At 32.5% G+C, this 25,909-nt stretch carries 22 protein-coding genes; 20 read left to right on the forward strand and 2 right to left on the reverse strand.

Annotated features, from left to right (window positions below):
• Positions 1-69: 69 nt before the first annotated feature.
• The gene (locus AYC65_RS00545) at positions 70-762 is read right to left on the reverse strand and encodes an ABC transporter ATP-binding protein (protein ID WP_034866538.1); all 693 of its coding nucleotides are present in this window, start codon (positions 760-762) and stop codon (positions 70-72) included.
• A 353-nt stretch (positions 763-1,115) separates the two neighbouring features.
• Here AYC65_RS00545 and AYC65_RS00550 point away from each other — a divergent pair, with 353 nt between their 5' ends.
• From AYC65_RS00550 to AYC65_RS00560, 3 genes are read left to right on the forward strand one after another with little or no spacing between them, the layout of a single operon-like run.
• A complete protein-coding gene (locus AYC65_RS00550; protein WP_034866536.1) occupies positions 1,116-2,090 on the forward strand; it encodes a ribonucleotide-diphosphate reductase subunit beta in 975 nt (324 codons plus the stop codon).
• 15 nt (positions 2,091-2,105) lie between these two features.
• A complete protein-coding gene (locus AYC65_RS00555; protein ID WP_034866534.1) occupies positions 2,106-2,393 on the forward strand; it encodes a hypothetical protein in 288 nt (95 codons plus the stop codon).
• A gap of 55 nt (positions 2,394-2,448) precedes the next feature.
• Positions 2,449-4,104 (forward strand): ribonucleoside-diphosphate reductase subunit alpha, encoded by a 1,656-nt coding sequence (locus AYC65_RS00560; protein ID WP_034866532.1) that lies wholly within the window; start codon positions 2,449-2,451, stop codon positions 4,102-4,104.
• A gap of 566 nt (positions 4,105-4,670) precedes the next feature.
• Here the strand turns inward: AYC65_RS00560 and AYC65_RS00565 are convergent.
• Positions 4,671-7,859, reverse strand: a complete 3,189-nt coding sequence (locus tag AYC65_RS00565) for a TonB-dependent receptor (protein WP_034866530.1) — start codon at positions 7,857-7,859, stop codon at positions 4,671-4,673.
• Positions 7,860-8,849: 990 nt separating this feature from the next.
• Here AYC65_RS00565 and AYC65_RS00570 point away from each other — a divergent pair.
• The 17 genes from AYC65_RS00570 to AYC65_RS00655 all read left to right on the forward strand — a co-directional run bounded on the left by AYC65_RS00570 (position 8,850) and on the right by AYC65_RS00655 (position 25,906).
• Positions 8,850-9,044: a hypothetical protein gene (locus AYC65_RS00570; protein WP_034866528.1), complete on the forward strand. Its 195-nt coding sequence runs from the start codon at positions 8,850-8,852 to the stop codon at positions 9,042-9,044.
• Between the two features lie 41 nt (positions 9,045-9,085).
• Positions 9,086-10,843: a fibrobacter succinogenes major paralogous domain-containing protein gene (locus AYC65_RS00575; RefSeq protein ID WP_236887496.1), complete on the forward strand. Its 1,758-nt coding sequence runs from the start codon at positions 9,086-9,088 to the stop codon at positions 10,841-10,843.
• A gap of 219 nt (positions 10,844-11,062) precedes the next feature.
• Positions 11,063-11,968 (forward strand): DUF5106 domain-containing protein, encoded by a 906-nt coding sequence (locus AYC65_RS00580; protein ID WP_034866525.1) that lies wholly within the window; start codon positions 11,063-11,065, stop codon positions 11,966-11,968.
• Between the two features lie 174 nt (positions 11,969-12,142).
• Entirely contained in the window at positions 12,143-13,291 is a 1,149-nt protein-coding gene (locus AYC65_RS00585; RefSeq protein WP_034866665.1) for an MraY family glycosyltransferase, read from the forward strand.
• Positions 13,292-13,295: 4 nt separating this feature from the next.
• Positions 13,296-14,255 (forward strand): NAD-dependent epimerase/dehydratase family protein, encoded by a 960-nt coding sequence (locus AYC65_RS00590; RefSeq protein WP_034866523.1) that lies wholly within the window; start codon positions 13,296-13,298, stop codon positions 14,253-14,255.
• Between the two features lie 284 nt (positions 14,256-14,539).
• Complete coding sequence (locus AYC65_RS00600) at positions 14,540-14,956, forward strand: sugar 3,4-ketoisomerase (RefSeq protein WP_034866519.1); 417 nt, start codon at positions 14,540-14,542, stop codon at positions 14,954-14,956.
• A complete protein-coding gene (locus AYC65_RS00605) occupies positions 14,953-15,903 on the forward strand; it encodes an ATP-grasp domain-containing protein (protein ID WP_059333923.1) in 951 nt (316 codons plus the stop codon). Before AYC65_RS00600 ends, AYC65_RS00605 begins: the two co-directional genes overlap by 4 nt.
• Positions 15,857-16,492, forward strand: a complete 636-nt coding sequence (locus AYC65_RS00610; RefSeq protein ID WP_034866514.1) for an HAD family hydrolase — start codon at positions 15,857-15,859, stop codon at positions 16,490-16,492. Before AYC65_RS00605 ends, AYC65_RS00610 begins: the two co-directional genes overlap by 47 nt.
• Before the next feature lie 4 nt (positions 16,493-16,496).
• Positions 16,497-17,207, forward strand: coding sequence for a class I SAM-dependent methyltransferase (locus AYC65_RS00615; RefSeq protein ID WP_034866512.1), 711 nt, complete (start codon positions 16,497-16,499; stop codon positions 17,205-17,207).
• A gap of 8 nt (positions 17,208-17,215) precedes the next feature.
• Entirely contained in the window at positions 17,216-18,316 is a 1,101-nt protein-coding gene (locus tag AYC65_RS00620) for a DegT/DnrJ/EryC1/StrS family aminotransferase (protein WP_034866510.1), read from the forward strand.
• Positions 18,317-18,325: 9 nt separating this feature from the next.
• Entirely contained in the window at positions 18,326-19,267 is a 942-nt protein-coding gene (locus tag AYC65_RS00625) for a hypothetical protein (protein WP_034866508.1), read from the forward strand.
• 54 nt (positions 19,268-19,321) lie between these two features.
• Complete coding sequence (locus AYC65_RS00630; protein WP_034866506.1) at positions 19,322-20,239, forward strand: glycosyltransferase family 2 protein; 918 nt, start codon at positions 19,322-19,324, stop codon at positions 20,237-20,239.
• A 184-nt stretch (positions 20,240-20,423) separates the two neighbouring features.
• On the forward strand, positions 20,424-21,377 hold the full coding sequence (locus tag AYC65_RS00635; RefSeq protein ID WP_034866504.1) for a GDP-L-fucose synthase family protein: 954 nt from the start codon (positions 20,424-20,426) through the stop codon (positions 21,375-21,377).
• 21 nt (positions 21,378-21,398) lie between these two features.
• On the forward strand, positions 21,399-22,463 hold the full coding sequence (gene gmd, locus AYC65_RS00640; RefSeq protein WP_034866503.1) for a GDP-mannose 4,6-dehydratase: 1,065 nt from the start codon (positions 21,399-21,401) through the stop codon (positions 22,461-22,463).
• Between the two features lie 29 nt (positions 22,464-22,492).
• Entirely contained in the window at positions 22,493-23,344 is an 852-nt protein-coding gene (locus tag AYC65_RS00645) for an ABC transporter permease (protein WP_034866663.1), read from the forward strand.
• A 17-nt stretch (positions 23,345-23,361) separates the two neighbouring features.
• On the forward strand, positions 23,362-24,597 hold the full coding sequence (locus AYC65_RS00650) for an ABC transporter ATP-binding protein (protein ID WP_034866502.1): 1,236 nt from the start codon (positions 23,362-23,364) through the stop codon (positions 24,595-24,597).
• A gap of 4 nt (positions 24,598-24,601) precedes the next feature.
• Entirely contained in the window at positions 24,602-25,906 is a 1,305-nt protein-coding gene (locus AYC65_RS00655; protein ID WP_059333922.1) for a glycosyltransferase, read from the forward strand.
• The last annotated feature ends 3 nt before the right edge of the window (positions 25,907-25,909 follow it).

Below are 25,909 nucleotides of genomic sequence, written 5' to 3' on the forward strand. Positions count from 1 at the left end.
AGCTTATTAGTTGGAGGTGAAGTGCAATCATTTTGTTATCAAATTCACTTATCCACATTTATGTATTCATTATTCTAACACTAATTGTTTGATAAATTCGTCACTTTCAATAACGCCATCTTTCAGGACAACATTACGCTTGGTTTGTGCGGCAACATCAGGTTCATGGGTTACAACTACAATTGTTTTTCCTTCGTTATTAATCTCCTGCAATAGCTTCATAATATCGTATGTTGTTTTGGAATCCAACGCACCTGTAGGCTCATCCGCCAGAATTACTTTTGGATTAGTAATAAGGGCTCTGGCAATAGCTACCCTTTGTTTTTGTCCTCCGGAAAGTTCGCTGGGTAAGTGATCTGCCCACTGAGCAAGACCTACTTTCTCCAGATATTCCAGTGCTTTTTTATTTCTTTCCTTTCTGGAAATGTTTTGATAATAGAGTGGTAGCGCTACGTTTTCCAATGCTGTTTTATAAGAGATCAGGTTGAATGACTGGAAAATAAAACCTAAGAATTTACTTCTGTAGTCTGCTGCTTTTACCTCGTTAAGATTTTTAATGGGAACCCCTGCCAATTCGTAAACTCCTGAATCAGCTTCATCTAGTATTCCTATAATATTAAGTAACGTAGATTTTCCTGAGCCGGATGACCCCATAATAGATACAAACTCACCTTCTTTAATATTCAGGTTGATCCCTTTCAGAACATGAAGTTTGCTTTTTCCGGTGTCATAAGATTTTTCAAGATTCTCAATTGTAATCATTTCACGAGTTTTACTAATTGGTAGTATAGAAAGCCAGTTTGTTACACGAAAAATGTTTTTGAGAATAATTTTAAAATGTTTAACCGATAAGTGCTTTAATTCAGGCAAAAAAAAATAAGTGTTTAATATATAGTACGTAATTAGGCATTTTCTAATAATATCCACCTCTTAATTAGCGTAAACATAGGTACTTAGGTATAAATGTGGATAACTTTTTTACGAGAAATAAGGCTTTGACGGGGATGACGGCTTTTTCCACTTTTTATTGTAAGGACCTTTTGATAAATTTGTAATCTAACTTTACAGTTAAAGAAAAGTTTTTGGTTGAACTCAGTTAAAATACACAAATCATTATGGGAATTTTCGATAAACGAATCAGTTACAAGCCTTTTGAGTACCCAGAGGTCTTACAATTTATAGAAGCGATTAACAAATCATTTTGGGTACATTCCGAGGTAGATTTTACAGCAGACGTGCAGGATTTCCATTCACAATTGGAGCCTCATGAGAAACATGCGGTAAAAAATGCATTGTTGGCAATTGCACAAATTGAAGTATCGGTAAAGACTTTTTGGGGGAATTTATATAATCACTTGCCGAAGCCTGAATTAAATGGTTTAGGAGCTACTTTTGCAGAGTGTGAATTCCGTCACTCAGAAGCTTATTCACGTTTATTGGAGGTATTAGGCTATAATGATGAGTTCATGAACGTAGTAGAAATTCCTGCAGTAAAGAAAAGAATCGATTTCCTTTCTAATGTGCTAAAGCATGCAAATTCTGCAACACCTAAAGAGTATGTTTCTTCTCTATTGTTGTTTAGTATTTTAATTGAAAACGTTTCATTATTCTCTCAGTTTGCCATTATTCTTTCGTTTACAAGATTTAAAGGCTACATGAAAAATGTATCCAACATTATTGCATGGACATCTGTGGATGAGCAAATACATGCTAATGCCGGGATCTATTTAATTAACAAAATCAGAGAAGAGCAACCTGAATTGCTTACAGATTCTGATATCGAAGATATTTATACATTAGTAGACCAGTCTGTAGAATTGGAAGCTGAAATCCTTGACTGGATATTCGAACTGGGTGAGCTAAGTAATTTCTCTAAAGAAGATTTACTGAACTTTATGAAGTACCGTGTAGATGACAGTTTGAAAAAAATCAACATGGCAACACGTTACAATGTTTCTCCAGAGCAGTATCGTCCAATGATGTGGTTTGAAGAAGAAGTGTTTGCTAATTCTATGGATGACTTCTTTGCAAAGAGACCGGTGGATTATACTAAACACGATAAGAGTATTACCGCAAACGATTTGTTTTAATTAATCCGAGAAACTATGATTAATGTATTGGTTAGCTATACAGTAAAGCCTGAATATGTTGAAGAAAATAAAACCAACATTAAAAAGTTTCTGGAGGATTTTAAACAACTTGATCAGTCTAAGTTTGAATATAAAGTTTATTTAAAGGAAGACGGAATAACATTTTTACATTATTCCAACTATGAAAACGAAGGAGTACAGCATGAAGTGCTGAATGTACCTTCCTTTAAAGAGTTCCAAAGGCTGAGAGATGAGAGCGGATTAAATGGCTCGCATCAGGTTAATTTTTTACAATCAATATAACAAAAACAGAATTTCGGCGGGGTTGTGATTAACCGGAATTCGTAAAAATAAAAATATTATGGAAGAACAAAACATATGGTGGCTGAATGAAGAGTCCGAGCAAATGCTGAACAGAGGATATTTGCTGAAAGGAGAAACTGTAAAAGGTGCCATCGAAAGAATTACAACTGCTGCGGCAAAAAGACTGTATAAGCCAGAATTGCAACCGGCTTTTGAAGAAATGATTACAAAAGGCTGGATAAGCTTTTCTTCTCCGGTATGGGCTAATATGGGAACGCAGAGAGGTTTGCCTATTTCATGTTTTAATGTTCATATTCCTGACAGTATAGAAGGTATCACTCACAAAATGGGAGAGGTTATTATGCAGACGAAGATTGGTGGAGGTACTTCAGGGTACTTTGGAGAACTTCGTAATCGTGGTACTGCAGTAACTGACAACGGAAAATCTTCCGGCGCAGTTTCTTTTATGAAGCTTTTCGATACAGCCATGGATGTAGTTTCTCAGGGTGGAGTTCGTCGTGGAGCTTTCGCTGCGTATCTTGATATAGACCATGGTGATATTGAAGAATTCCTTTCCATTAAAGATATAGGTAGTCCAATCCAGAACTTGTTTACCGGTGTTTGTGTACCAGATTATTGGATGCAGGATATGATTGATGGAGACAATGAAAAGCGTAAAATCTGGGCGAGAGTATTAGAGAGTCGCCAACAGAAAGGATTACCATATATTTTCTTCAGTGATAACGTAAACAGAAATAAACCTCAGGTATATAAAGATTTAGGATTAACAGTTAATGCAAGTAACCTTTGCTCTGAAATTATGTTGCCTTCTTCTATGGAAGAATCATTTATTTGCTGTTTGTCTTCTATGAATCTTGAATTATATGATGAATGGAAAGATACAGATGCTGTAAAGCTTGCAATTTACTTCCTGGATGCTGTTTTATCTGAGTTTATTGATAAAACCGAGGGTAACTACTATCTACAGGGTGCAAGAAACTTTGCAATGCGTCACAGAGCTTTAGGTTTAGGTGTGTTAGGATACCACTCTTACTTGCAGAAGAACATGATTCCATTTGAAAGCTTCGAGGCTACTCAGTTCAATGCAAGAGCGTTTAGACATATTAAAGAGCAAGCGGAACAAGCTTCAAGAGAATTGGCTAATATTTATGGTGAGCCTGAATTGCTAAAAGGTTATGGTGTAAGAAATACAACCACTATGGCTATTGCTCCGACAACATCCAGTTCAGCAATTTTAGGACAAACATCTCCGGGAATTGAGCCATTTGCTTCTAACTATTATAAGGCAGGTCTTGCGAAAGGTAACTTTATGCGTAAGAACAAATATCTGGCAAAGTTACTGGGGGAAAAAGGTATTGATAATGAAGAAACATGGAGAACAATTATGTTAAACCATGGTTCTGTTCAGCATCTTGCGGAACTTACGGAGGAAGAAAAAGCGGTATTCAAGACCTTTAAAGAAATTTCCCCAATGGAGATTATTTCTCAGGCTGCACAAAGACAACAATATATTGATCAGGCACAGTCACTTAATTTACAAATACCATCTACAATGCCTGTTAAGGATGTTAATTATCTTTATATAGAGGCATGGAAGAAAGGAGTAAAAACATTATACTACCAGAGAAGTTCTTCAGTTTCTAAAGAATTAATGGTAAACTTTGTTTCTTGTTCTTCATGTGAAGCGTAAATAAGCGTTTAGTTTAATTATACTAAAAAAAGCACGGAAATTATTTCCGTGCTTTTTTATTTGATGTAGAAATAGATTTGTGAATTTTCTGTTTTTATCCTTTTAAAATGACTTATAAAATGAGGATTTGGTATGATGAATTATATCATGTCCAATATTGAAAAACTACATATCTATGTTTAAAATGCTTGTTGGCAGGGTGTTGCTTTATTTTTATTTTAAAAGGTTATTTTTATTAATTATTCATATATTTAAGTTATTGTGTTGTTGTATTGTTAAATTAATGGATTTTAAAATATGTTATTTATATTGCATTGTACTGCAATAGCTAATTAAATTGATTTGCAATTTTTAGAAAGTGATAATAATCACATTTTTATTTAGATAAGCTTTAAATAAATTTGCAGTGTTAATTAGTTTTTCATATCAAGTTAGAGCATCCTTTATAGGATTGCTGTACTAAAGGCTTCCATTGGGAGCCTTTAGTATTTTATAACTAAAAATCCCTACAACTATTTGTTGTAGGGATTTTCTCTGTAAAATAAAATGAAAAATTATTCTGAAACCTAGAAGTTGTATCTGATTCCTAGTTGTCCCTGGAATCTGGATGCAAACTGATCTATTGTATATGGGGTTCCAGGGGTTTTGAAGTTGTAGGTTGGGTCTCCGGCTTCCGGAACATTACCTGTAACATTACCTACTTTAGTTAAGCCTACACTTGCTGTAGAGTTGAATGTATTTGGTACGAAGTATACTTTACCCCAATCTTTGTTAAGTAAATTGGTAATATTCATAATGCTGAATGAGATCTGAATCGTATTTTTATTCTTATTGCTCAGTTTTATCTCGTCCATTATTCTAAAGTCAGCCTGAACATTCCAAGGTGTGAAGTCACCATTACGTTCAGTAAATTTACCTCTTCTGCTGCTTAGGTATTTGTTGCTGTTGATGAAGTTTTCATAATCGGATACCTGTTGTTGTACGCTTACTGTATTACCTGCTCCGTCTTTGTAGGAAACAAGGTATTTAGCAGCTTCTGCAGCATCTTTGAAGATATAAGCTAAACCAGCTGCTTGTCCTGTATTGGCAATGGTACTGTTAACAAATCCCCAAGAGAATGGGTTACCAGACTGTGCATTGAAGTAAACGTTAGCAGAAAGTCTGTTAGTCTCAGATAAATTGATGCCATAACCTAAATTAGCAACAATTCTGTTTTTGATAGCAAAGTTAGATGTTGCCAATGCTGGGTTGTTAGGTGTTAAAGATTGGTTCATCTGCCAGTTACTTTCCATTGAGTTTCTGATACCGTTGGTAATATCTTTAGCATCACCATAAGTATAGGCTGCGAAGAAATTGAAACCAAAGTTATATGATTTAGCCAACTGTACTGTCAGGTTATAACGGTATCCTTCTTTGGTATTGGACAGCATGTATGCATTAGAGAAGTTACTGTTGATGTTGGTTGTGTAAACCGGCATCTCATGATTGGTATCATAGCTGAAGTAAGTAACCTTGTCTGTTTTGTTTACCTGCTGGAACATTAGATCATATATTACTTTAGTATAGATACCTTCTAATGTCAGCTTATAGCCTGCAAGTGTATAATCTAAAGCAAGTGAACTTCTCCATACACGTGGCATTTTGAAATTATTGTCAATTAAGTCTACCTGAACTTTAGATGAGTTTTGCCATTTTGCGAAGTTTCCGCTTACTAAAGGGTCTCCATTTGTCGTTAGTTGAGCTGGTGTAGGTGGGTTGTAATCGTAGCTTCCAAATCCTACGCCATCATTGTAATATGCATATCCAAGCCATGCAAATGGAATTCTTCCTACAAAAATCCCAGAACCTCCTCTTAATACAACAGATTTGTTTTCTGTAATATCTAAATTGAAACCAAGTCTTGGAGATAAAGTTGGTTTGCTAAGGTATTTGTTGGTAAGTTGGCTAAGCGGCGTATAGGTATAAGTATTGCCATAATTTGGATCGTTTGGAGAGGCGTTTACCAATGAACTTAATTGTGGCTTGTTTGGAAGGTCTGTATAGTCAACTCTGATACCAGGTGATAATCTCAGTCTTCCTAAATTGATTTCATCCTGAAGGTATAGAGAGAACATATTAACCTTGTAATGTGCATAAGGATTGTTGAATAGTGTTTCTCTGTTGTCACCATTAAAAGGATATGTTCCTCTTATTCTGGCAGGCTTTGATGCAAAGAAATCATCTAGATTTTTATAAGATATTCTTCCGTTTAATGCATTTACAAAACCATAATCGATATTGTATAATTCGTTATGGGTTCCTAATAAGAAATTGTGTATACCTGTTTTGTATGTTAAGTTATTCGTGATTTCGAAAGTTTTCTGTTTCATATTGAACACAGTTGCTTCTCTATCGTTTCCAAATAATATTGTTCCACCATTGTAAGATACTTCAACTTGAGGGAACATCTTGTTCTGAGAAGATGGATCTCTGTAATCATGGATAGATGAATATCCCACGATTAAGTTGTTGCTCCATTTGCTGTTGAAACGGCTTTTTAGTTCTAATGTTGTTGTTGATGCAGTATTTCTTTGTGTGAAATCTATGCTTGAAAAACGGAAGTTTGCTCCATCCCTTTCCAGGTTTGATGCTTGAGAGAATACAGTGTTGTTTTTGATGGAAAGGGAATGTTTGTCGTTTAATTTCCAGTCCAATTTTGTGAAAAGCTTTCCACTTTCAGAAAAGTTATTGTACTGATTGTAGCTTCCAATATCAAACCCATAACGATTTTGTACGTCTCTCGCTATTCTTGCTGCTGTAGCATTGTCGACTAAAGATCCGGGATCACCCGCGTTATAAAAAACAGGATCCGTTCTTTTAGTGTATTCAAAGTTTGTGAATAAAAATACTTTGTCTTTTACAACAGGTAGCCCTATTCTTCCACCGGCAATATAGTCTTCAAAAGAACTTGGCATTTTAGAATTGTCACCTACTCTGTTTTTACCAGTAATAGCTGCATTTCTTCCATAGAAATAAATAGATCCGTCAACATTGTTGCTTCCGCTTCGGGTTACAGCATTTATACTACCACCTAAGAAGTTTCCTAGTTTTACATCGTAAGGAGCGATATATACCTGTACATCCTGAATAGCGTCCAAGCTGATAGAATTGGAACGTGTACTGCTTCCAGGCATTCCGGAAGTTCCTGTCTGTCCTCCTAATGATGGGCTGAAGCCAATTGCATCATTGTTTATAGATCCGTCTATGGTAACATTGTTGTAGCGGAAGTTGGTTCCGTTAAAAGAGTTGTTTGCACTCTGAGGAATTAATTTTGTAACATCCTGTATACCTCTGTTGATGTTTGGAAGTCCAGATATTTGAGACTGGCTAATTCCTACTCCGTATTTTACTGCTGTTTTTTTGTTAGCAGTCAGCTTTACTTCGTCAATTGTTTTTTCTTTAGAAGAATTTACTTCTACTACAGGTAAATCGTTGTTTCCTAATGAAAGCTGAAGGTTGCTGTTGGAGTAGATAAGATTAGAGCCTTCAGTGATCTCAATCTTGTACGGTCCACCAGGCTGGAGGTTGTCCAGGCTGTATATTCCTTTGTTGTTGCTTTTTGTTTCGAAAGTACTGTTAGTAGGTAAGTGAGTTACTCTTACTGTTACTTCCGAACCGGAACCTTTTAGTCTTCCAAGAATTTTGGAAGTAGTTTCCTGTGAGAATGCTATGCCAAAAGATAAAAGGGCAATAGCGCAAATAATTCTTTTCTTCATATCGAATAGTTCAAATTCTAGCGCAAAAATAAATGGCTGTATTAAAGAATTAGGAAACTGAAAATTAACATTGTGTAAATGATAATTTAACTTTTTCTTAAAAAAAACTTAATGATTATGAAAACTGATAAATGAATAATGTTTGGTAATACATCCTGTATAGTAGTATATAGCATAGTTATTAGTGATTTATTGATTTCGTAATTTAATTTTACGAATTGGTTAATGAAGTTATAAATATGATTTTTTGTATTGTATTTAATTATTATTTAGCTATTATCTATTTGTTATTAAGTGTTTCGTTAGTTTTTTATTTGACTGTTTAATTATTTTAATATTCAATTTTTAAGTTCTTTTATTCTCTTGTTTTATCTTGAAAAGTGCCTATTTTAGGTGGTTTATGATTGTGTATTATTTAATAATATTTGTTTATATATATTGTTATTTATAAATATATCTATAATTAATTATTAAATATTTAAAATAAATATTTTGCGTATTGTTTTTTTTATTAATTTTATTGAGAATTCAGTGTAATTACTTTATTAGTTAATAATATTTATAAATAAGAATATATGTTTAATAATGTTTCATTATAGAAACGTCGTAATTTAGACTGCTTATGGGGGATACTATATTTTAAGATTTCTGAAAACTGTTTGACAATTTCATATTATTTCTGTCAAACTTATAGAGTTAAAGAAAAAAATAACATACGTTTCGTGTATGTTTTGTTTCTGGTTTGATTTTTTACGCTGATGATTATGTTTCCGTGGTATATTTTATTGTCTTGGAGTCGGATAGTTATCAGGTCGAATTTTTAGAGGTTTATCCTATGCTGTTTTTATTGAATGCTTTAAAAAAAAATTATTACATGGATGTTATTACTAACTGGTGAATGAGAGTGAAGATGATGAATAGCATCTTGTATAAGTGTTTTTATTTATTGCATATAATAATTGTCAACACCTTTTTACAAATAAATAATAAATGAAAGAAATGAATAATAATACTAAAAGAGAATACATTGCTCCTGAGCTAAATTGTGTTCTCATAGAAATTGAACAAGGAATTGCAGCTGGTTCAGCCACACTTAGAATCGGGGCTGCAGGGTCTGAAGATACACCTCAGGTAGATGACTGGAATAATGGCGGTTCATGGGGAAGTGGAGATTCTGATTTGTAAAGTTTTAGAAGCTAAATTTTATTAATTAAAAATGAATTGAAATGAAATCTATATCTGAAAACTTTACAAAAATAATAAAAGGAATAGCACTTGGAAGTGTTGTTTTTATAAGTGTTAACTCGTGTTCTTCCAGAGACGATAAGTCTGAAGAACTCGTCCCTACTGCTAAAGCTACATTGAATTTTAATATCGTAGGTATCGAAGGGGGGGATATATCTGCAAATGCTTCCGTTGGTAGGCAAGGGAGTGTTTTGGCAGGTTCTTCTGTTATTGCAAAGGAAAATATGGTTTCCCTTAAAGATTTTGATGTGCTAACCAGTATGGAGAAGGTTGGTGGTTTAGGTGCAGTAGCTTCATCAAATGGAGTGAAAGGTGCTCTGGCGGCAACTCAACCAATGGCCGCAGGTGTTAAATATCTTATCCAGGTTTATGTTGCAGGAACGACTACGAATCCCGTTGTTAGCCAGGTGGCTACGGCTGGTACAACGCCAAGTCCTGCAATTACTGTACCTGCAGGGCAGTCTTATGACTGGTATGTGTTTTCTACGAATGACGCTACAGCACCTGTTATTAATAATGGGGTTATAAGTAGTTCAACGATTGCTAATAAAGATGTATTATATGCTAAAAGTGCTGCTCCTGTTAGTGTTCAGAACGGGCAAAATGATTTAGCTGTTTCCTTTCACCGTAATACGGTTCGGGTAGATGTAAATGTAGATACCCGGGGGCTTTTTGGTAAAGTCGATAACTCGACAACTGTAGAGCTTGGTACAGGGACAGGAGGGTCGTTTGCAAGTGTTGTTAAATCCGGAGACCTGAATATATTTACGGGTGCTTATACTAATATACAGGCTGTAACTGCGTTGATACCGGGTAGTAGTCTGGTGAATACTGTGGGAGCACAAGGCGATGTCGGTGCAACAAAAACAGCTTCTTTTTATACGGTGGATGCCAGTGCTAATGCTATACCTGCTAGTCTTAGTGTAAGACTCGGTACGTTAGGGGTGAATATGGACGATAATACTCTCAGAACTTTTACAGGAGCATCAGTTGTCTATACTAATAGTGCAATAACACCAGTAATTGGTACTCAATATTCATTAAGCGCCCGAATGATAGAATCAGGGATTCAACAGGGAACAGCTACATGGGCACGTACAAATTTACAGTATATGGATAGTGCTGTGGATAAGTACCGTTTTCTTCCCACTAATGATATTCCAATAAATGCATTGCTTAATATTCTTGATCTGGTGCAATTAGGGTTGAATGGAAATACATTTAACAATAAGATTACAAATCTATATTGGAACTGGAATGCTACAACGCCTACGGGAACGGCAGGAAGTGGTGATCCATGTGCTTTAGTGTATCCGGCAGGTAAATGGAGAACTCCTACGCAGGCAGAATTTACTTCTTTAGGATCGGATAACACCGCTTCAGGACGTTATGTCGATGTAGGGAATGGAGTAATTGCTAATGCTCTTTTTGGGGGGGTATGGCCAATTCCAGGGACTGTTGATTCTGCTTTTCCGGTACATTCTCAACGGTTGTTTATGCCAATGTATGGCTATCGTGCATCAACTGGTACTATTATGGATACACCAAGTAGTCTTATTCCGCTTGTTGCAGCTTCTGTTACCTCTAATTATTGGTCTTCAGGCTCAACGGGAAATGGAGTGAAATTTTTCAGAAGTTTGACTACAGTATTGGCTGTTGTATGTCTAGATTCCGGATATTCTACTCCTGTTGAGGGAGCACCCGGTAAGGGGATGAGTGTCCGCTGTGTAAGAAGTTAATAATTTATTTACAATCACTTCACAATATATATATCATAAATGGGGTAATTTGGAGTTTCCAATTACTCCATTTATTGTTAATTGGAAGAGTGTTTTGAATAAATGGTAAATAACGAGAGGAAAAAGGTTAAAAATTGATAATATTTTTTCTAGTCAGGGAAATAATATGTAGTTTTGCGCCAAACAAAAATATGATGAAAGAAAATATGAAAAAAAATAATGAAATTAAAACTTAATAGTTTTTCAGTTTTTTATTGCTCCTGTGTACTGCTTTTTTCATGTACTAAAAAAGAAGAGCAAAAAATAACACAACAACAAGAAATTGCCGGGAACGAAACTGATATATCCAAGGATAATGTAAGTCGTTCAGTTGCTAATTACTGGGATCATTACAATTTTGCCGATACAAATGCTATTAAAGATCCTGCTCAGGCAGAACAGGCTCTGGTAGATTTTATTGCCTTGTTTCCGGATGCAAACCAGAAACAGATTTCTCAGTCTATCAATGCAATGTTTGAAAAGGCTTCTGTAAATAAAGAGGTATTCAGTTTTTTCAAAGATGGATATGAAAAGTATCTTTATGATCCTAATTCTCCGTTACATAATGATGTGTATTTTTTGCCAGTACTAGAGTACTTGGTAAATACAAAGCATCTTAATGATACGGAAAAAATAAGATACAGAATGTTGCTGAAACTGGTGAATAAGAATATGCCGGGATCAGTAGCAACTGATTTTGAATTTATAGATTCTTCAGGTAAAAGCCAAAATCTTCATGAGATTAAAGCACCGGAAAAATTACTTGTTTTTTATGATCCTGAATGTTCACACTGCGCAGAAGCTATTAAGCAAATGAGTCAGGACGTGAGGATTAATACGCTTCTTAATCAGGCAAAGCTGAAAGTTGTTGCAGTGAGTCCTGTTGAAGATATTAATAAATGGAAAGCATATCAGGCTAATATACCCACAAAGTGGATTAATGGTTTTGATAAGAAAGGCGATTTGAAACAAAAAGAGCTTTACGATATCAAGGCTTTTCCTACTATCTATCTGCTTGATGAAAATAATGAAGTTGTTCTGAAAGATACTAGTCTGGAACAAGTTTTGAGTTTGTTTAAGATCTGAAGATGATTTTATAATAAACGATTATTTTTTTTAATTATTGATTTTAATTTTATAAATTTCTGTTACTTCTTCAGTTAAGTAACTTTACTAACATTTTAATGCTCTGAAAATGCAGAAGATAGTGTACAGAGTGAAATGCAGCACTTTTTTGTTAGTAGTTTATCTTTAATGGATATGAAATTATTAATAGTATTTGTACCTTTTATTATTGCCATGTTACTAAGCGGGGTAATGATTCCGTATATTCTTCTCATTTCGTATAAAAAGAGACTTTTCGATCCTATCGATTCAAGAAAATTACATAAACGGATAGTCCCCAGGCTAGGTGGTGTTGCTTTTGCTCCAATACAGTGCTGTTTATTAGTTATTACATTTATGAGTATCTATAAACTTAATATAATTAATGTAAACTTACAAATTGAATCGTGGGCGTTAGTGCCTAGTATAATGATGCTTTTGTGTGGTTTGGTAATTTTGTTTATTGTAGGCCTTGGGGATGATCTAATAGGGGTAAATTACAGAACGAAATTTTTGACACAGATATTTGTAGCAAGTCTTTTCCCACTAAGTGATCTTTGGATTAATGATTTATACGGATTAGGTTTTCTTATCTCTTTGCCAGCCTGGGCTGGAATGCCTTTGACCGTATTTGTCGTGGTACTTATTATCAATGCAATAAATCTTATGGATGGCCTAGATGGATTATGCTCAGGGTTAGTAGGGCTAGGATGTATTGTGCTAGGAAGTTTGTTTATATATTATGGCGCATGGTTACATGCATTGTTTGCGTTTATTACTGCAGGAGTTTTGGTGCCATTCTTTTATTATAATGTCTATGGAACCGCTCGACGCCGACGTCAAATATTTATGGGAGACACTGGTAGTATGACATTAGGATATTCTGTTGCTTTTCTGGCAATAAGTTTTGCAATGAATAATCATTATATAAAGCCCTTCTCTGAAGGTGCAATTGTTGTTGCTTTCTCTACGCTTATCGTTCCTATTCTGGATGTAGCGAGGGTTATGTACGTACGATGGAGAGCTGGAAAGTCAATGTTTTCTGCTGATCGTAATCATTTGCATCATAAATTTCTTCGTTCAGGAATGTCTCATCGTATAGCTATGGTATCTATATTGGGATTGGCACTGTTTTTTTGTATCTTTAATATAGTAATGGTAGAAATAATTAGCAATAATGTAGTGGTAGTATGTGATATCTTATTATGGATATCTTTTCATTATATTTTTGATAAAGTGTTTGCAAGAAAAATGAAGACACATAAGCAAAAGAAAATTGAAGTAATTAATTTGACTGAAAATTAAGATTATGAAAATTGTTGTTATAGGAGGATCGGGTTTTGTAGGGACACGCCTGATGGATTTATTACTATCATCAGCTCAGTATGATCTGCTTAATATAGACAAAAATATAAGTGAAAAATTCCCTAATATTACTATAATTGGTAATGTTATGGATAAGAATATATTAACCACCAAGTTGCGAGGGACTGATGTTGTTATATTGCTTGCGGCGGAACATAGGGATGATGTAAAACCTGTTTCTCTATATTATGATATTAATGTTGAGGGGATGCGTAATACGTTAGAAGCAATGAAAGCTAATGATGTAAAACGTATTGTATTTACAAGTACTGTTGCGGTTTATGGATTAGATAAAAATAATCCAGATGAAACTTTTCCGGCTGACCCGTTTAATCATTATGGAAAAAGTAAATGGAAAGCTGAGGAGGTATTACAGGAATGGTATAAAAAACATAATGACTGGAATATCAATATAATCCGTCCCACAGTAATATTTGGAGAGGGAAACAGGGGGAATGTTTATAACTTACTAAACCAGATTGCTAATGGTAAATTTATGATGATAGGAAAAGGTAATAATCAGAAATCAATGTCATATATAAGAAATGTTATAGCTTTTATCAAGTTTTTAATTGAAGAAAAAAAGACGGGCTATAACATTTATAATTATGTTGATAAACCAGATTTTACAACGAATGATCTTGTTCATCATACGAGTAAGATTCTGAATAAAAATATTCCTACAATCTATATTCCTTATTGGCTGGGTATGCTTGGAGGATATGGTTTTGATGTATTAGCTTGGATTTCCGGAAAAAGACTAAATATAAGTTCAATAAGAGTTAAGAAATTCTGTGCGATTACGCGGTATGATTCTTCAAAAGTCATGGCATCCGGATTTACGCCTCCTTATACAATGGAAGAAGGTCTGAAAAATATGTTAAGTCAGGAATTTGTAAAATAAAACTGTTTAATAATTTAATAGTTTGGAAAATAAAGGAATAGATTTTCAGTCTGGTTTTCTTAGTCTTAATTTGAAAGAAGTTTGTCATCATAGAGATTTGTTATTGCTTTTAATTAACAGAGAATTTGCAGCTTATTTTAAAAAAAACTACATCTGTGATCTTTTTTGGAAATGTAATCAGGGTTGTAACAAATGGAACTTCTGGAATATTGTTTTATTTATCTAAAGTAGTATTGAATTATTATTCGATTAGCTTTTGATTATAATATTATTATGAAATAACTATGGAAAATATTATAAGTTCTAAACCATATATAATTATATTTGATAAAATTGGTTCTTCAGAATTAGGGTATATAACTATTGCTGAAACTCAAAAAAATATACCGTTTAATATTAAACGGGTGTATTGGACTTATTATACACCTCAGGATGTTATACGGGGTGGTCACGCGCATAAAAATCTTCAACAAGTTATTTTTGCTGTGTCTGGAATAATTACATTCAATACTGAAGATAAGAATGGGAATAAAGAACAATTTATATTAGATCATCCGGCAAAAGGATTATATATCCCTAACTTGATTTGGCGTGATATTCATTTTACACATAATGCGGTATTATTATGTTTAGCTTCAGAATATTATGGTGAAGAGGATTATTTTAGAGACTATCAGGAATTTAAAAATATTAATAAATGATGAATGTTCTGATAACATCGTTTGGTTCAAATACAAGTATTGGTGTTGCAAAATGTCTTAAAGACACATGCTTCATAGTTGGTACAGATAGTAATCCTTATTATGAATGTAATGGTTATGCATTTGCAGATGAAATTGAGTTATTGCCTTATTATAATGATCCTTTGTATAAGGATGTTCTACTTAGCCTGATTGAAAAATATAAGATAGATTGTATTATACCAATTCATGATAAAGAAATAGAAGTGATATCAAAACTAAATGATGCAGGGATTATAAAAAATGTAAAAATTGCAACGAATCCTTTTGATGTAAATGAATTGTGCAATGATAAAGCTTTGATTAATAGCTATTTAATGGATTTTATCCAGGTTCCGATAATGTATCAGGATGTAAATTCAATTAAAAACTTTCCTGTTATTGTTAAAGATAATGATGGGGTTAGTAGCAGAAATATCTTTATTGCTTATAGTAAGGAAGAGCTTGTTGATATAGATATTAGTAATAAAATAATTCAACAATATATTAAAGGAGAAGAATATACGGTAGACTGTTTTACAAGCTACATTAATGAGGAGGTATTTTATTATTCTGTTAGAAAAAGGATTGAAACCAAGTCAGGAATGAGTGTGAAAAGTGAAATTATAGATCATCCGTTAATAGGCGGATATTGTAAGAAAATACATCAATTCTTACAATATAAAGGAGTGTCTAATATACAATTTATTGTACAGGATAATATACCATACTTTATAGAAATTAATCCCAGATTTGCAGGTGCTGGAATACTGACATATAAGTCAGGTTATAACTTTCCTTTATTTACAATACAAGAACTTTGTAATAGTATAGTAACACCCAAGGCGTCTTTACAAATTGGAAATAAAATGGTAAGATATTATGAAGAAACCTTTTTTAATGGAGCCAACCATAGTATTAGACTTTGATGATACATTAATTAGTACAAATAGGCGTCAATATGAGGTAATTAAATCTTTTTTTGATGGTTATAATATTGTGATTGATCCATTTGATGAATATATTGATTATAGAAAAACTTTTAAGGCAACTAATGTAAATTTTGCAAATAGATTTATCACTAATTCAGATTTAAAAAATACATACAGAGATTATTTTATTAAAAATATAGAGTCAGATGTCTTTTTAAGATATGATCAATTAATTGTTGATCTTAACCTTATCAGAAAAGTTTCGACGAAAATAAATTTAGTACTGCTATCATTAAGGTCTTCTCGGGAACAAGGAATAAAGCAATTAATTAAACTTGGTCTTAAAGATTGTTTTAATGAAATTTTGTTTGTAAAACATGAAATTTATAACCCCAAAATAGAAGTATTGAATAATCTGAAATTGCAAACTCAGGAAATTACTTTTGTTGGAGATTCTATAAATGATTATGAAGCAGCTAGAGAAAGTGGAGTAGATTTTATTGGAGTAGGCACAGGATTATTTATTTTACCAGAGAATTTGAATATCTTAGATAATATTAACGTGTACTTAGAAAAACTTATATAAGAATATGAAAAAATTTAGCCAGGAAAAGTTAGAAAATGTAGCTGAGAATAGTTTGTATACAACATTCACCAATTCAATGACAATAGAGTATTCCTTTGAAGTATTTAATAGATTTCTTAAACCGGGATCAATATTGGAATTAGGACCTGCAGAGGGCTTAATGACTAATTATTTAAAAGATATTGACCCTAATTTAACTGTTATTGAAGGTTCAAAAATATTTGCAGATCAATTAAAACTTAAATTTCCAACAATTAACGTTATCCAAGCATTGTTTGAAGATGTTCAGTTAGATAAACAATTTGATAATATTATATTAGGACACGTCTTAGAACATGTTGAAGATCCGGATAAACTATTGAATTATATTAAGCCGTGGCTAAAAGATGGAGGAGTTATTTTATGTGCTGTTCCTAATGCAAGATCATTACACCGACAAGCGGCAGTAGAAATAGGTTTTATAGAGAGTATTTTTGAAATGAGTAAAAAAGATATTCATCATGGGCATATGAGAATTTATACTCCGGAAACTTTGCAACGCGATTTTCTGCAATCAGGATATAAAATAAAGAATAAAGGAGGTTACTGGTTGAAACCCTTAACAGATAAACAATTAGAAAGTGTTTTAGACAAAAGTATGTTAAGGGGATTTATGAAATTAGGTGAATTTTACCCAGACATAGCAGGAGAAATATATATAGTTGCAACTTTATAAATTGACCAATGATTAAGTTTTTAGATTTACAGAGGGTTAATATGTGTCATCAGGAAGCTATTGAAAAGAAATTAATAGAGGTTTTCCGCTCAGGATGGTACTTGATGGGTAAAGAAGTTGAGAACTTTGAAAATAACCTGGCTAAGTATATTGGTGCTCAGCATGCTATTGGAGTAGCTAATGGTTTAGATGCATTGCGTCTGATTTTTCGCGCTTATATGGAATTAGGCTTCATGAAGGCTGGAGATGAAGTAATTGTCCCGGCGAATACCTATATTGCTTCTATTTTGGCATTGTCAGACAACGGATTAATTCCTGTTTTGGTTGAGCCTGATGACAAAACTTTTAATCTTGACATTAACAAAATTGAAGTATCTATTACACCTAAAACAAAGGCTATTTTAATTGTTCATTTGCAAGGAAGAATTGTCTTTTCAGAAAAGCTTAGGGGTTTGGCTGAAAGATATAATTTAAAGCTTGTTGAAGATAACGCACAGGCAATCGGTGCGGAACTGAAAGGTATTAAATCGGGGAACCTCGGAGATGCTGCCGGTTTTAGTTTTTACCCCGGAAAAAATCTCGGCGCCTTGGGGGATGCAGGAGCTGTTACTACCAATAACGAAAACTTAGCAAAAAGTATTCGAGCAATAGCTAACTATGGCTCCAACCAAAAATATGTGAATATTTATAAAGGATTAAACTCTCGTCTAGATGAATTACAAGCTGCAGTTTTGAATGTGAAATTGAAATATATTGATAATGAAAATAAAACACGTCGTAAAATAGCAAAACGTTTTATTTCTGAAATTAATAATCCTAAAATCATCTTACCCGAAAATCCATTGGATGAAAATGAACACGTATGGCATGTTTTTGTTATACGCAGTGAAGAGCGAGACGCTATACAAAAATATTTAACAATAAATGGAATCCAAACAATTATTCATTATCCGATTCCACCACATCAGCAAGAGGCTTACTCAGAGCTTAATCATCTTTCTTTTCCAATTACCGAAAAAATGCACAAAGAGGTTTTAAGTATACCTATAAGTTCTGTAGTGACTGAATTTGAAGTTGATGAAATTATCAAAGTTTTAAATGCTTTCTAGTGATATTTTATGAAAAAAATAATTAAATCTAAAATTTTAGCCTTTCTTGACAAGAAAGGTTTCCAGAGAAAACCTATAGGAGCTGATCCAAAGATTGCTCTATATCATCAGATGAAAGATATATTTGCCCCTGCTAATAAGGAAATTGTTTCTTTAATTTTTTCAAAAGACAGGGCTATGCAGCTTGACGGATTTTTAGCAAGTTATTTTGAAAATGTTGATAACTATTCTTCTGTAAAAGTTTTATTTCATGTAAGCAATGAGGAGCATAGGAATTCTTATAAAGATTTGGAACGGATATATGCTGAGTTTCCGGTAGAATTTATACCAGAGACAAATTTTAGAAATGATCTTATAGGAATTTTGGAAAAAGCAAATGAAGACAGAATTATCTTTTACGTGGATGATATGTTATTTTCTCAAAAAGTAGATTATAACTGGTTAAAAGAAGTAGACCCTTTACTAGATATTGTAAGCCTTTCCAGAGGAAGAGATCTAAACTATAGTACAGCATTAGCGATGAAGCAGGAAATTCCTTCATTTAGTAAGATTTCTAATAATTTATATCGGTTTAAATGGAATGAAATTAGTGAATTTTCTGACTGGACATATCCAATTGGAGTTTCAGGGTATATGTTTTCCCGTCAAGAGATTATGGCAATGATTAAAGTTACCGATTTTAAGGCTCCTAATTCTCTGGAACACAATTTACAGAAATTTTTGCCATATTTTGATACAAGAGGAGGGGTATGTCTTGAAAATGTCGCAACACCCTGTGTTCATACTAATTTAACACAAACAGAAGGATATAATAACATTCTGGGTTATTTTTCTTTAGAAGAATTATTAGTATTATGGAATGAAAATAAACGAATTGATTATAAGGAATTTTTTGGGCTTAAAGTTTCCGAGGCAGAAGTTAAGAAATATAACTTTATAAATAGAACCTGAATTAAGAAATAGTGATTTGTTATTTTTAGAAAATTCAAATAAAATATTTTTAACATGAATGAACTGCCACTGGTAAGTATTATAGTTATTAGTTATAATCAAGAGGCATACATAAGGGAAAATCTTGATAGTATAAAATCTCAGAGTTATGCTAATATAGAGCTTATTGTAGCAGATGATGCTTCTGAAGATAATAGTAGAAAAATTTTTGAACAATGGCTGACAGAAAATAATTATGTAGCAAATAGAAATTTCCACAGTAAAAATACCGGCGTGGTAACGATTCTTAATGAGTGTATTGAAATGGCAACAGGGGAGTATATTAAAATAATAGCTGCCGATGATTTTTTACACGAAAATGCCATAGAAAAATGCATTTCTGAATTGGAAAATTTGGGAGATGATTATGGAATGATTTATACAGATGCTTATACAATTAATGAAAAATCTAAAATTCAGGCAGATATTATGGATTGTACCGCTTTATATAATGCGGATTCAGAAAAATTTTATGACTTGCTAGTTCTCAGAAACAGAATTCTGGCATTATCAGTTGTTATGCGCACATCAGTTCTGGTTGAGACAGGTGTTTATGATGATAAATTTATTGTTGAAGATTATTGTAGATGGCTTAAGATAGCACAATTGTATAAAATTGCATATATACCAGAAAAATTAGCTTTTTATCGCTGGCATAATTCTAATGTTACAATTTTAAAAGCTGACAGAATAAAAAAAGATGATATAAGTCTAAAAATTATGTTTGACAGGAACGGTATTGCCCGAAATGTTATTCGTAATTATTTAATAAAGGAGAGAATACAAAAAAATAAAATTGATACTGAAATATTAAAATCATATAATAAATATTCATATAGAAATAAGGTATTAGCAGCAAGTCTTATTCAAACAGGTTTTATCTATATTCCACTTTCTTTTGTATATAGAAAATTGAATAAGCTAATGAAGTAAATATTATGCAGTCACACTTATAGAATAAAAAAGAATTAATTTCTTATTCTGTTAATAATGTAAAATAGAACATAGCTAATTTATATTATTTTATACTGATAGAATAAAATTCTGATAAGAGAAGATGCATGCAATTTTAAATAGGAGTATAAATATTATTGTATGAAAATATATCGAAATTGAAATGAAAAATAAAAAGATATTTATTGCTGGACATAAAGGAATGGTAGGCTCTGCAATTTATCAGAGATTATTCCAGTATGGATATAAAAACCTGATTGTTAAAAGTTCTGCCGAATTGGATTTGAGAAATCGGGAGGACGTTAAAAGCTTTTTTATTAAAGAACAGCCAGAGATTGTTATAGATGCAGCAGCAAAAGTAGGTGGTATTATGGCAAACAGTACATATCCTTATCAGTTTTTAATGGATAATATACAAATACAAAATAATCTTATTGATGGAGCGCATCGTTTTAATGTTGAGAAATTTATTTTTTTAGGCTCATCCTGTATCTATCCAAAGTTTGCAGAACAACCATTAAAAGAAGAGAGTTTATTAACCGGAGCTTTAGAGCCGACAAATGAGTGGTATGCTATTGCAAAAATAACAGGAGTCAAGGCCTGTCAGGCAATCAGAAGTCAATATGGTAAGGATTTTGTGAGCTTAATGCCAACAAATCTATACGGGACACATGATAATTTTGATTTAACAAGTTCTCATGTACTTCCGGCAATGATTCGTAAGTTTCATGATGCTAAAGAAAATAGTCATGCTCCTGTTACACTTTGGGGAACAGGAACACCATTAAGAGAATTTTTATTTGTTGATGATATGGCAGAGGCTGTATATTTTGCCTTGAATAATAAATTACCGGAATATTTATATAATGTAGGCGTAGGTGAAGATTTGACAATTAAAGACTTGGCATTGTTAATTCAATCTATTGTAGGACATCATGGAGATATTATATGGGATGAGTCAAAACCGGATGGTACCCCTAGAAAGTTAATGGATGTATCTAAACTTAATAAATTAGGCTGGAGTTACAAGGTGGATTTAAAAGAAGGTATCAGACGTACTTATCGATGGTTTCTTGAGAATCAGAATAGTTATAAAGAAGTTAAAATTGACAAATAACTTCTAAAAAATCTAATTGATATGAAAAAAGCATTAATTACAGGGGTTACAGGACAAGATGGTTCTTATTTAGCAGAGTTGTTGTTGGAAAAGGGATATATGGTACATGGCATTAAGAGAAGAGCATCATCTTTTAATACACAGCGTATAGATCATTTATATGTAGACCAGCATGAAGAATATATTAATTTTAAACTTCATTATGGTGATTTAACAGATTCAACAAATATTATTAGAATTATACAAGAGATTCAACCTGATGAAATATATAACCTAGGAGCCATGTCCCATGTGAAAGTCTCCTTTGACTCCCCGGAATATGTGGTTAATGTTGATGGAATAGGAACGTTACGTATTTTGGAATTAGGGTTAGAGAAAAAAACGAGGGTATATCAGGCTTCAACCTCAGAATTATATGGAGGCCTTGCAGATAATAAAAATGAAAATGGTTTTTATGATGAGAGATCTGCATTTTATCCGCGTTCTCCTTATGGAGTAGCTAAAATTTATGGCTTTTGGATTACTAAAAATTATCGTGAGGCCTATAATATGTATGCGTGTAATGGTATTTTGTTTAATCATGAATCGCCTAGAAGAGGTGAAACTTTTGTAACCAGAAAAATTACTATGGCAGTTGCCAACATTGCAAAGGGAAAACAAGATTGTTTGTATTTGGGGAATCTTAATGCTCAAAGAGATTGGTGGGGACATGCAAAAGATTATGTAGAAGCTATTTGGCTTATGTTACAACAAGAACAAGCGGAGGACTTTGTGATAGCTACCGGGAAAACTACTACTGTAAGGGACTTTGTTCGTAAAGCATTTCTGGAATGTGGTATTGAATTAGGATTTGAAGGAAAAGAAGAATATGAAATTGCTAAAGTTATAAAATGTACTCATCCCGATTATCAGTTGGCTATAGGCAGAGTTGTGGTTAAAGTTGACGCTAACTATTATAGACCAACAGAAGTAGATTTATTAATTGGTGATCCGTCCAGAGCATTTCAAAAACTTGGATGGCAGGCTAAATACACTTTAGATGGACTAATCGGGGAGATGGTAGTAAATGATTTAAAATTAGTGTAAATAATAATCATTATTTTAAAATGAATAACATGGAAGATAATAGGCAAAATAAATGGACCGAAATAATTGAGCCTCAATCTAATTTATTGGATCTTAATTTAAAAGAAGTATGGCGTTATAGAGATTTACTACTGCTTTTAGTTAAAAGAGATTTTGTAACTTATTTTAAACAAACAATATTAGGTCCCATATGGTTTTTTATTAATCCAATTCTTACAACTGTTATTTACACACTTGTTTTTGGTAATATAGCCGGAATTTCGACAAATGGTGCACCAAAAATAGCATTCTATTTATCGGGTGTGGTTATGTGGAATTATTTTTCAACAAGCTTAACCCAAATATCAACTGTATTTACAGTGAATGCTCCTATCTTTGGTAAAGTCTATTTTCCAAGATTAATTATGCCATTATCTAGTGTTGTTTCTAATCTAATGCAATTTGGAATACAGTTTTTACTTTTTGTAATAATTGTAATTTATTATACATATCAAGGGCAGTTACATCCTAATATTTTTGTTTTGATTACTCCTCTTTTAATCATGTTGATGGCAGCATTTGCATTGGGAGTTGGAATGATTTTTTCCAGTATGACAACCAAATACAAAGATATGACTATGTTGTTAACTTTTGGAGTACAGCTGTTTATGTATGCAACACCGATAATTTACCCACTGTCAAGTATTAATAATAAGTATAAGTACCTTGTAGAATTGAATCCTTTAACATCAATTATTGAAAATTTCAGGTATGCATTTTTAGGCATAGGGAACCCTAATGTTGAAATGTTAGGTTACTCCTTTATTGTAATAAGTATATTTTTGGTTATAGGAGCAATTGTATTCAACCGTGTGCAGAAAGGATTTATGGATACAATTTAATTTTAGCATAAAGATAGATGAAAGATATAGCACTAGAAGTAGAGAATTTATCCAAACAGTACAGATTAGGGCAGGTTGGTACCGGAACATTAACCCATGATTTAAACAGATGGTGGTATAAGATTAGAGGTAAAAAAGATCCCTATCTGACAGTTGGTGAAGTTAATGACCGTACAACATCTGGAGAATCAGATTATGTTTGGGCTCTTCAGGATGTTAATTTTAAAATTGAGCAAGGTGATGCTGTCGGTATTATTGGTCGTAACGGTGCTGGTAAATCGACATTGTTGAAATTACTTTCAAAAGTTACTAAACCCACAACCGGAAGTATAAAAGTAAAAGGTAGAATAGCATCTCTATTAGAAGTTGGAACGGGGTTTCATCCTGAGATGACCGGTAGAGAGAATATCTTTCTAAACGGAGCTATTCTGGGAATGACAAGAAAAGAGATAAAATCTAAATTTGATGAAATTGTTGATTTTGCAGGTATAGAACGTTATATAGATACACCTGTGAAACGTTATTCTTCAGGAATGTATGTGAGGTTAGCTTTTGCAGTAGCTGCATATCTGGAATCCGAAATATTGATTGTTGATGAAGTTTTAGCCGTAGGAGATGCCGAGTTCCAAAAAAAATGCTTAGGGAAAATGGGTGATGTAAGTAAAGGTGAAGGAAGAACAGTTCTTTTTGTAAGTCATAATATGGCGTCTGTTAAACAATTGTGTAATACAGGAATACTGATGTCTAATGGTACAGTTATTAATCATGGATATATTAATCCAATTTTGGATCAATATGTGAAATTTGATTCCAAAACAATATTAGACTTTGAATACATAGAAAACCTCTCTAAAAAAGCACAGATTATAGATGTGAAATTATTCAATAATAATAAAAAAAATGCAACTGAATTTAATCATCGAGAAGATATAAATATTATGATTAAAATTATCTCTAGAAGTTCTAATAATGCAAGATTAAATATTGCAATTATGGATCAATATGATCGTGTACTTTTTATTAATAGAATGGAATTAAAACAAAATATTAACGTATTTGAAGGCGTTTTGAAAGGAAATACAATGGTACCAGGTAGTTATAAAATTTCTGTTGCTGTAGATAATCCCGGAGTGGAATTATATGATATTATAAAAAATGGGTTGAAGTTTGAAGTTATTGATACGGGAAATAACTTAAGTTTAAATGGGGACATTGACAATGGGATTATTATATCACCTTTAATATGGAAATAAACTGATGAACCTAAAACATAAGAAAATACTTATTCTTTCAACAGGAGATGTGAATGGTGCATATGAGGCAATGTATAAAATTGCTTGTATTCTGAAATCTATGAATCATGATGTAGTCTTATGTGTTAAAAATAAAACAAAGACTGATGATTTTATTATAGAATATAATAATACTAAAACTGTTAGTAGGATTAGGAGAATATTTTTTCATACTATACAATCTATTTTATATAAAGTAAAGTTAAAACAAGTTTTACTTATAGATAGTAAATATGGTTTTTTCAGTAAAGATGAGAAATCTGAAAATATTAATGCTGATCATTTAATAAAAAAAATTGGATTTATTCCTGAGTTTATATTTACTGGAATGACAATTGACTTTTTAAATAGTACTGATTTATTGAATATATATAATAAAACTGGTGCTGAAGTATACAATATAACAGTTGATATGAATCATTTCACAGGAGGTTGTCATTTTTCATGGGGATGTGAGGGGTATATTTATGGCTGTTCAGATACTTGTCCTGCAATTCTTAATGAAGATCAAAAACTATTAGCAAAACAAAATTTTGATATTAAATATAAAAATGCACAAAAAGCAAATTTTAAGGTTATTGCTGGTTCTGGATTAACCTTAGAACAAGCTGAAATGTCGAAGATATATAAAAATCAGGATATAATATATAATGTAAATAGTTTGATCGATACAGAATTGTTATCTCCAAGAAATCGTAAAGTAGCAAAACAGATTTTTAATTTTGAAAAAGATAAGTTTTATATTTTATCGGGTGCTCAAAATATGAACGATTTGCGTAAAGGGTTTAAATATTTATTGGAGGCCTTATCTATTTTAGAAGCCACCATACGTTCTGAGGATTTAGAAAAAATAGTTATAGTAGTTGTTTCAAATGAGGTATCAAACGAATTTGAAAAATTGAAATTTAAGAAACATAAAATTAATTATATTAAAGATTATAGGTTACTTTCTTTATTGTATCAAGCAACTGATTTATATGTTAATTCATCTATTGAAGATTCTGGTCCTATGATGGTTTCTGAAGCGCTGGCATGTGGTACTCCAGTAGTTGGATTTGATACTGGAGTAATTACCAATATGGTCATTGATGATTATAATGGATATAAAATTCCAATGGCTAACAGTCATAAATTAGCAGAAGGTATTTTAAAAATTTTAAAACTTAATACTGAACAATATCAAATGTTTTCTGATAATGCTGTTAAACAAGTAAAAGAGTATTCATCTTTTGAATATGCAAAGGAGATATTTAGTAAAATACTTAATTAATTT

The sequence above is a fragment of the Elizabethkingia bruuniana genome (assembly GCF_002024805.1).
Lineage (GTDB): Bacteria > Bacteroidota > Bacteroidia > Flavobacteriales > Weeksellaceae > Elizabethkingia > Elizabethkingia bruuniana.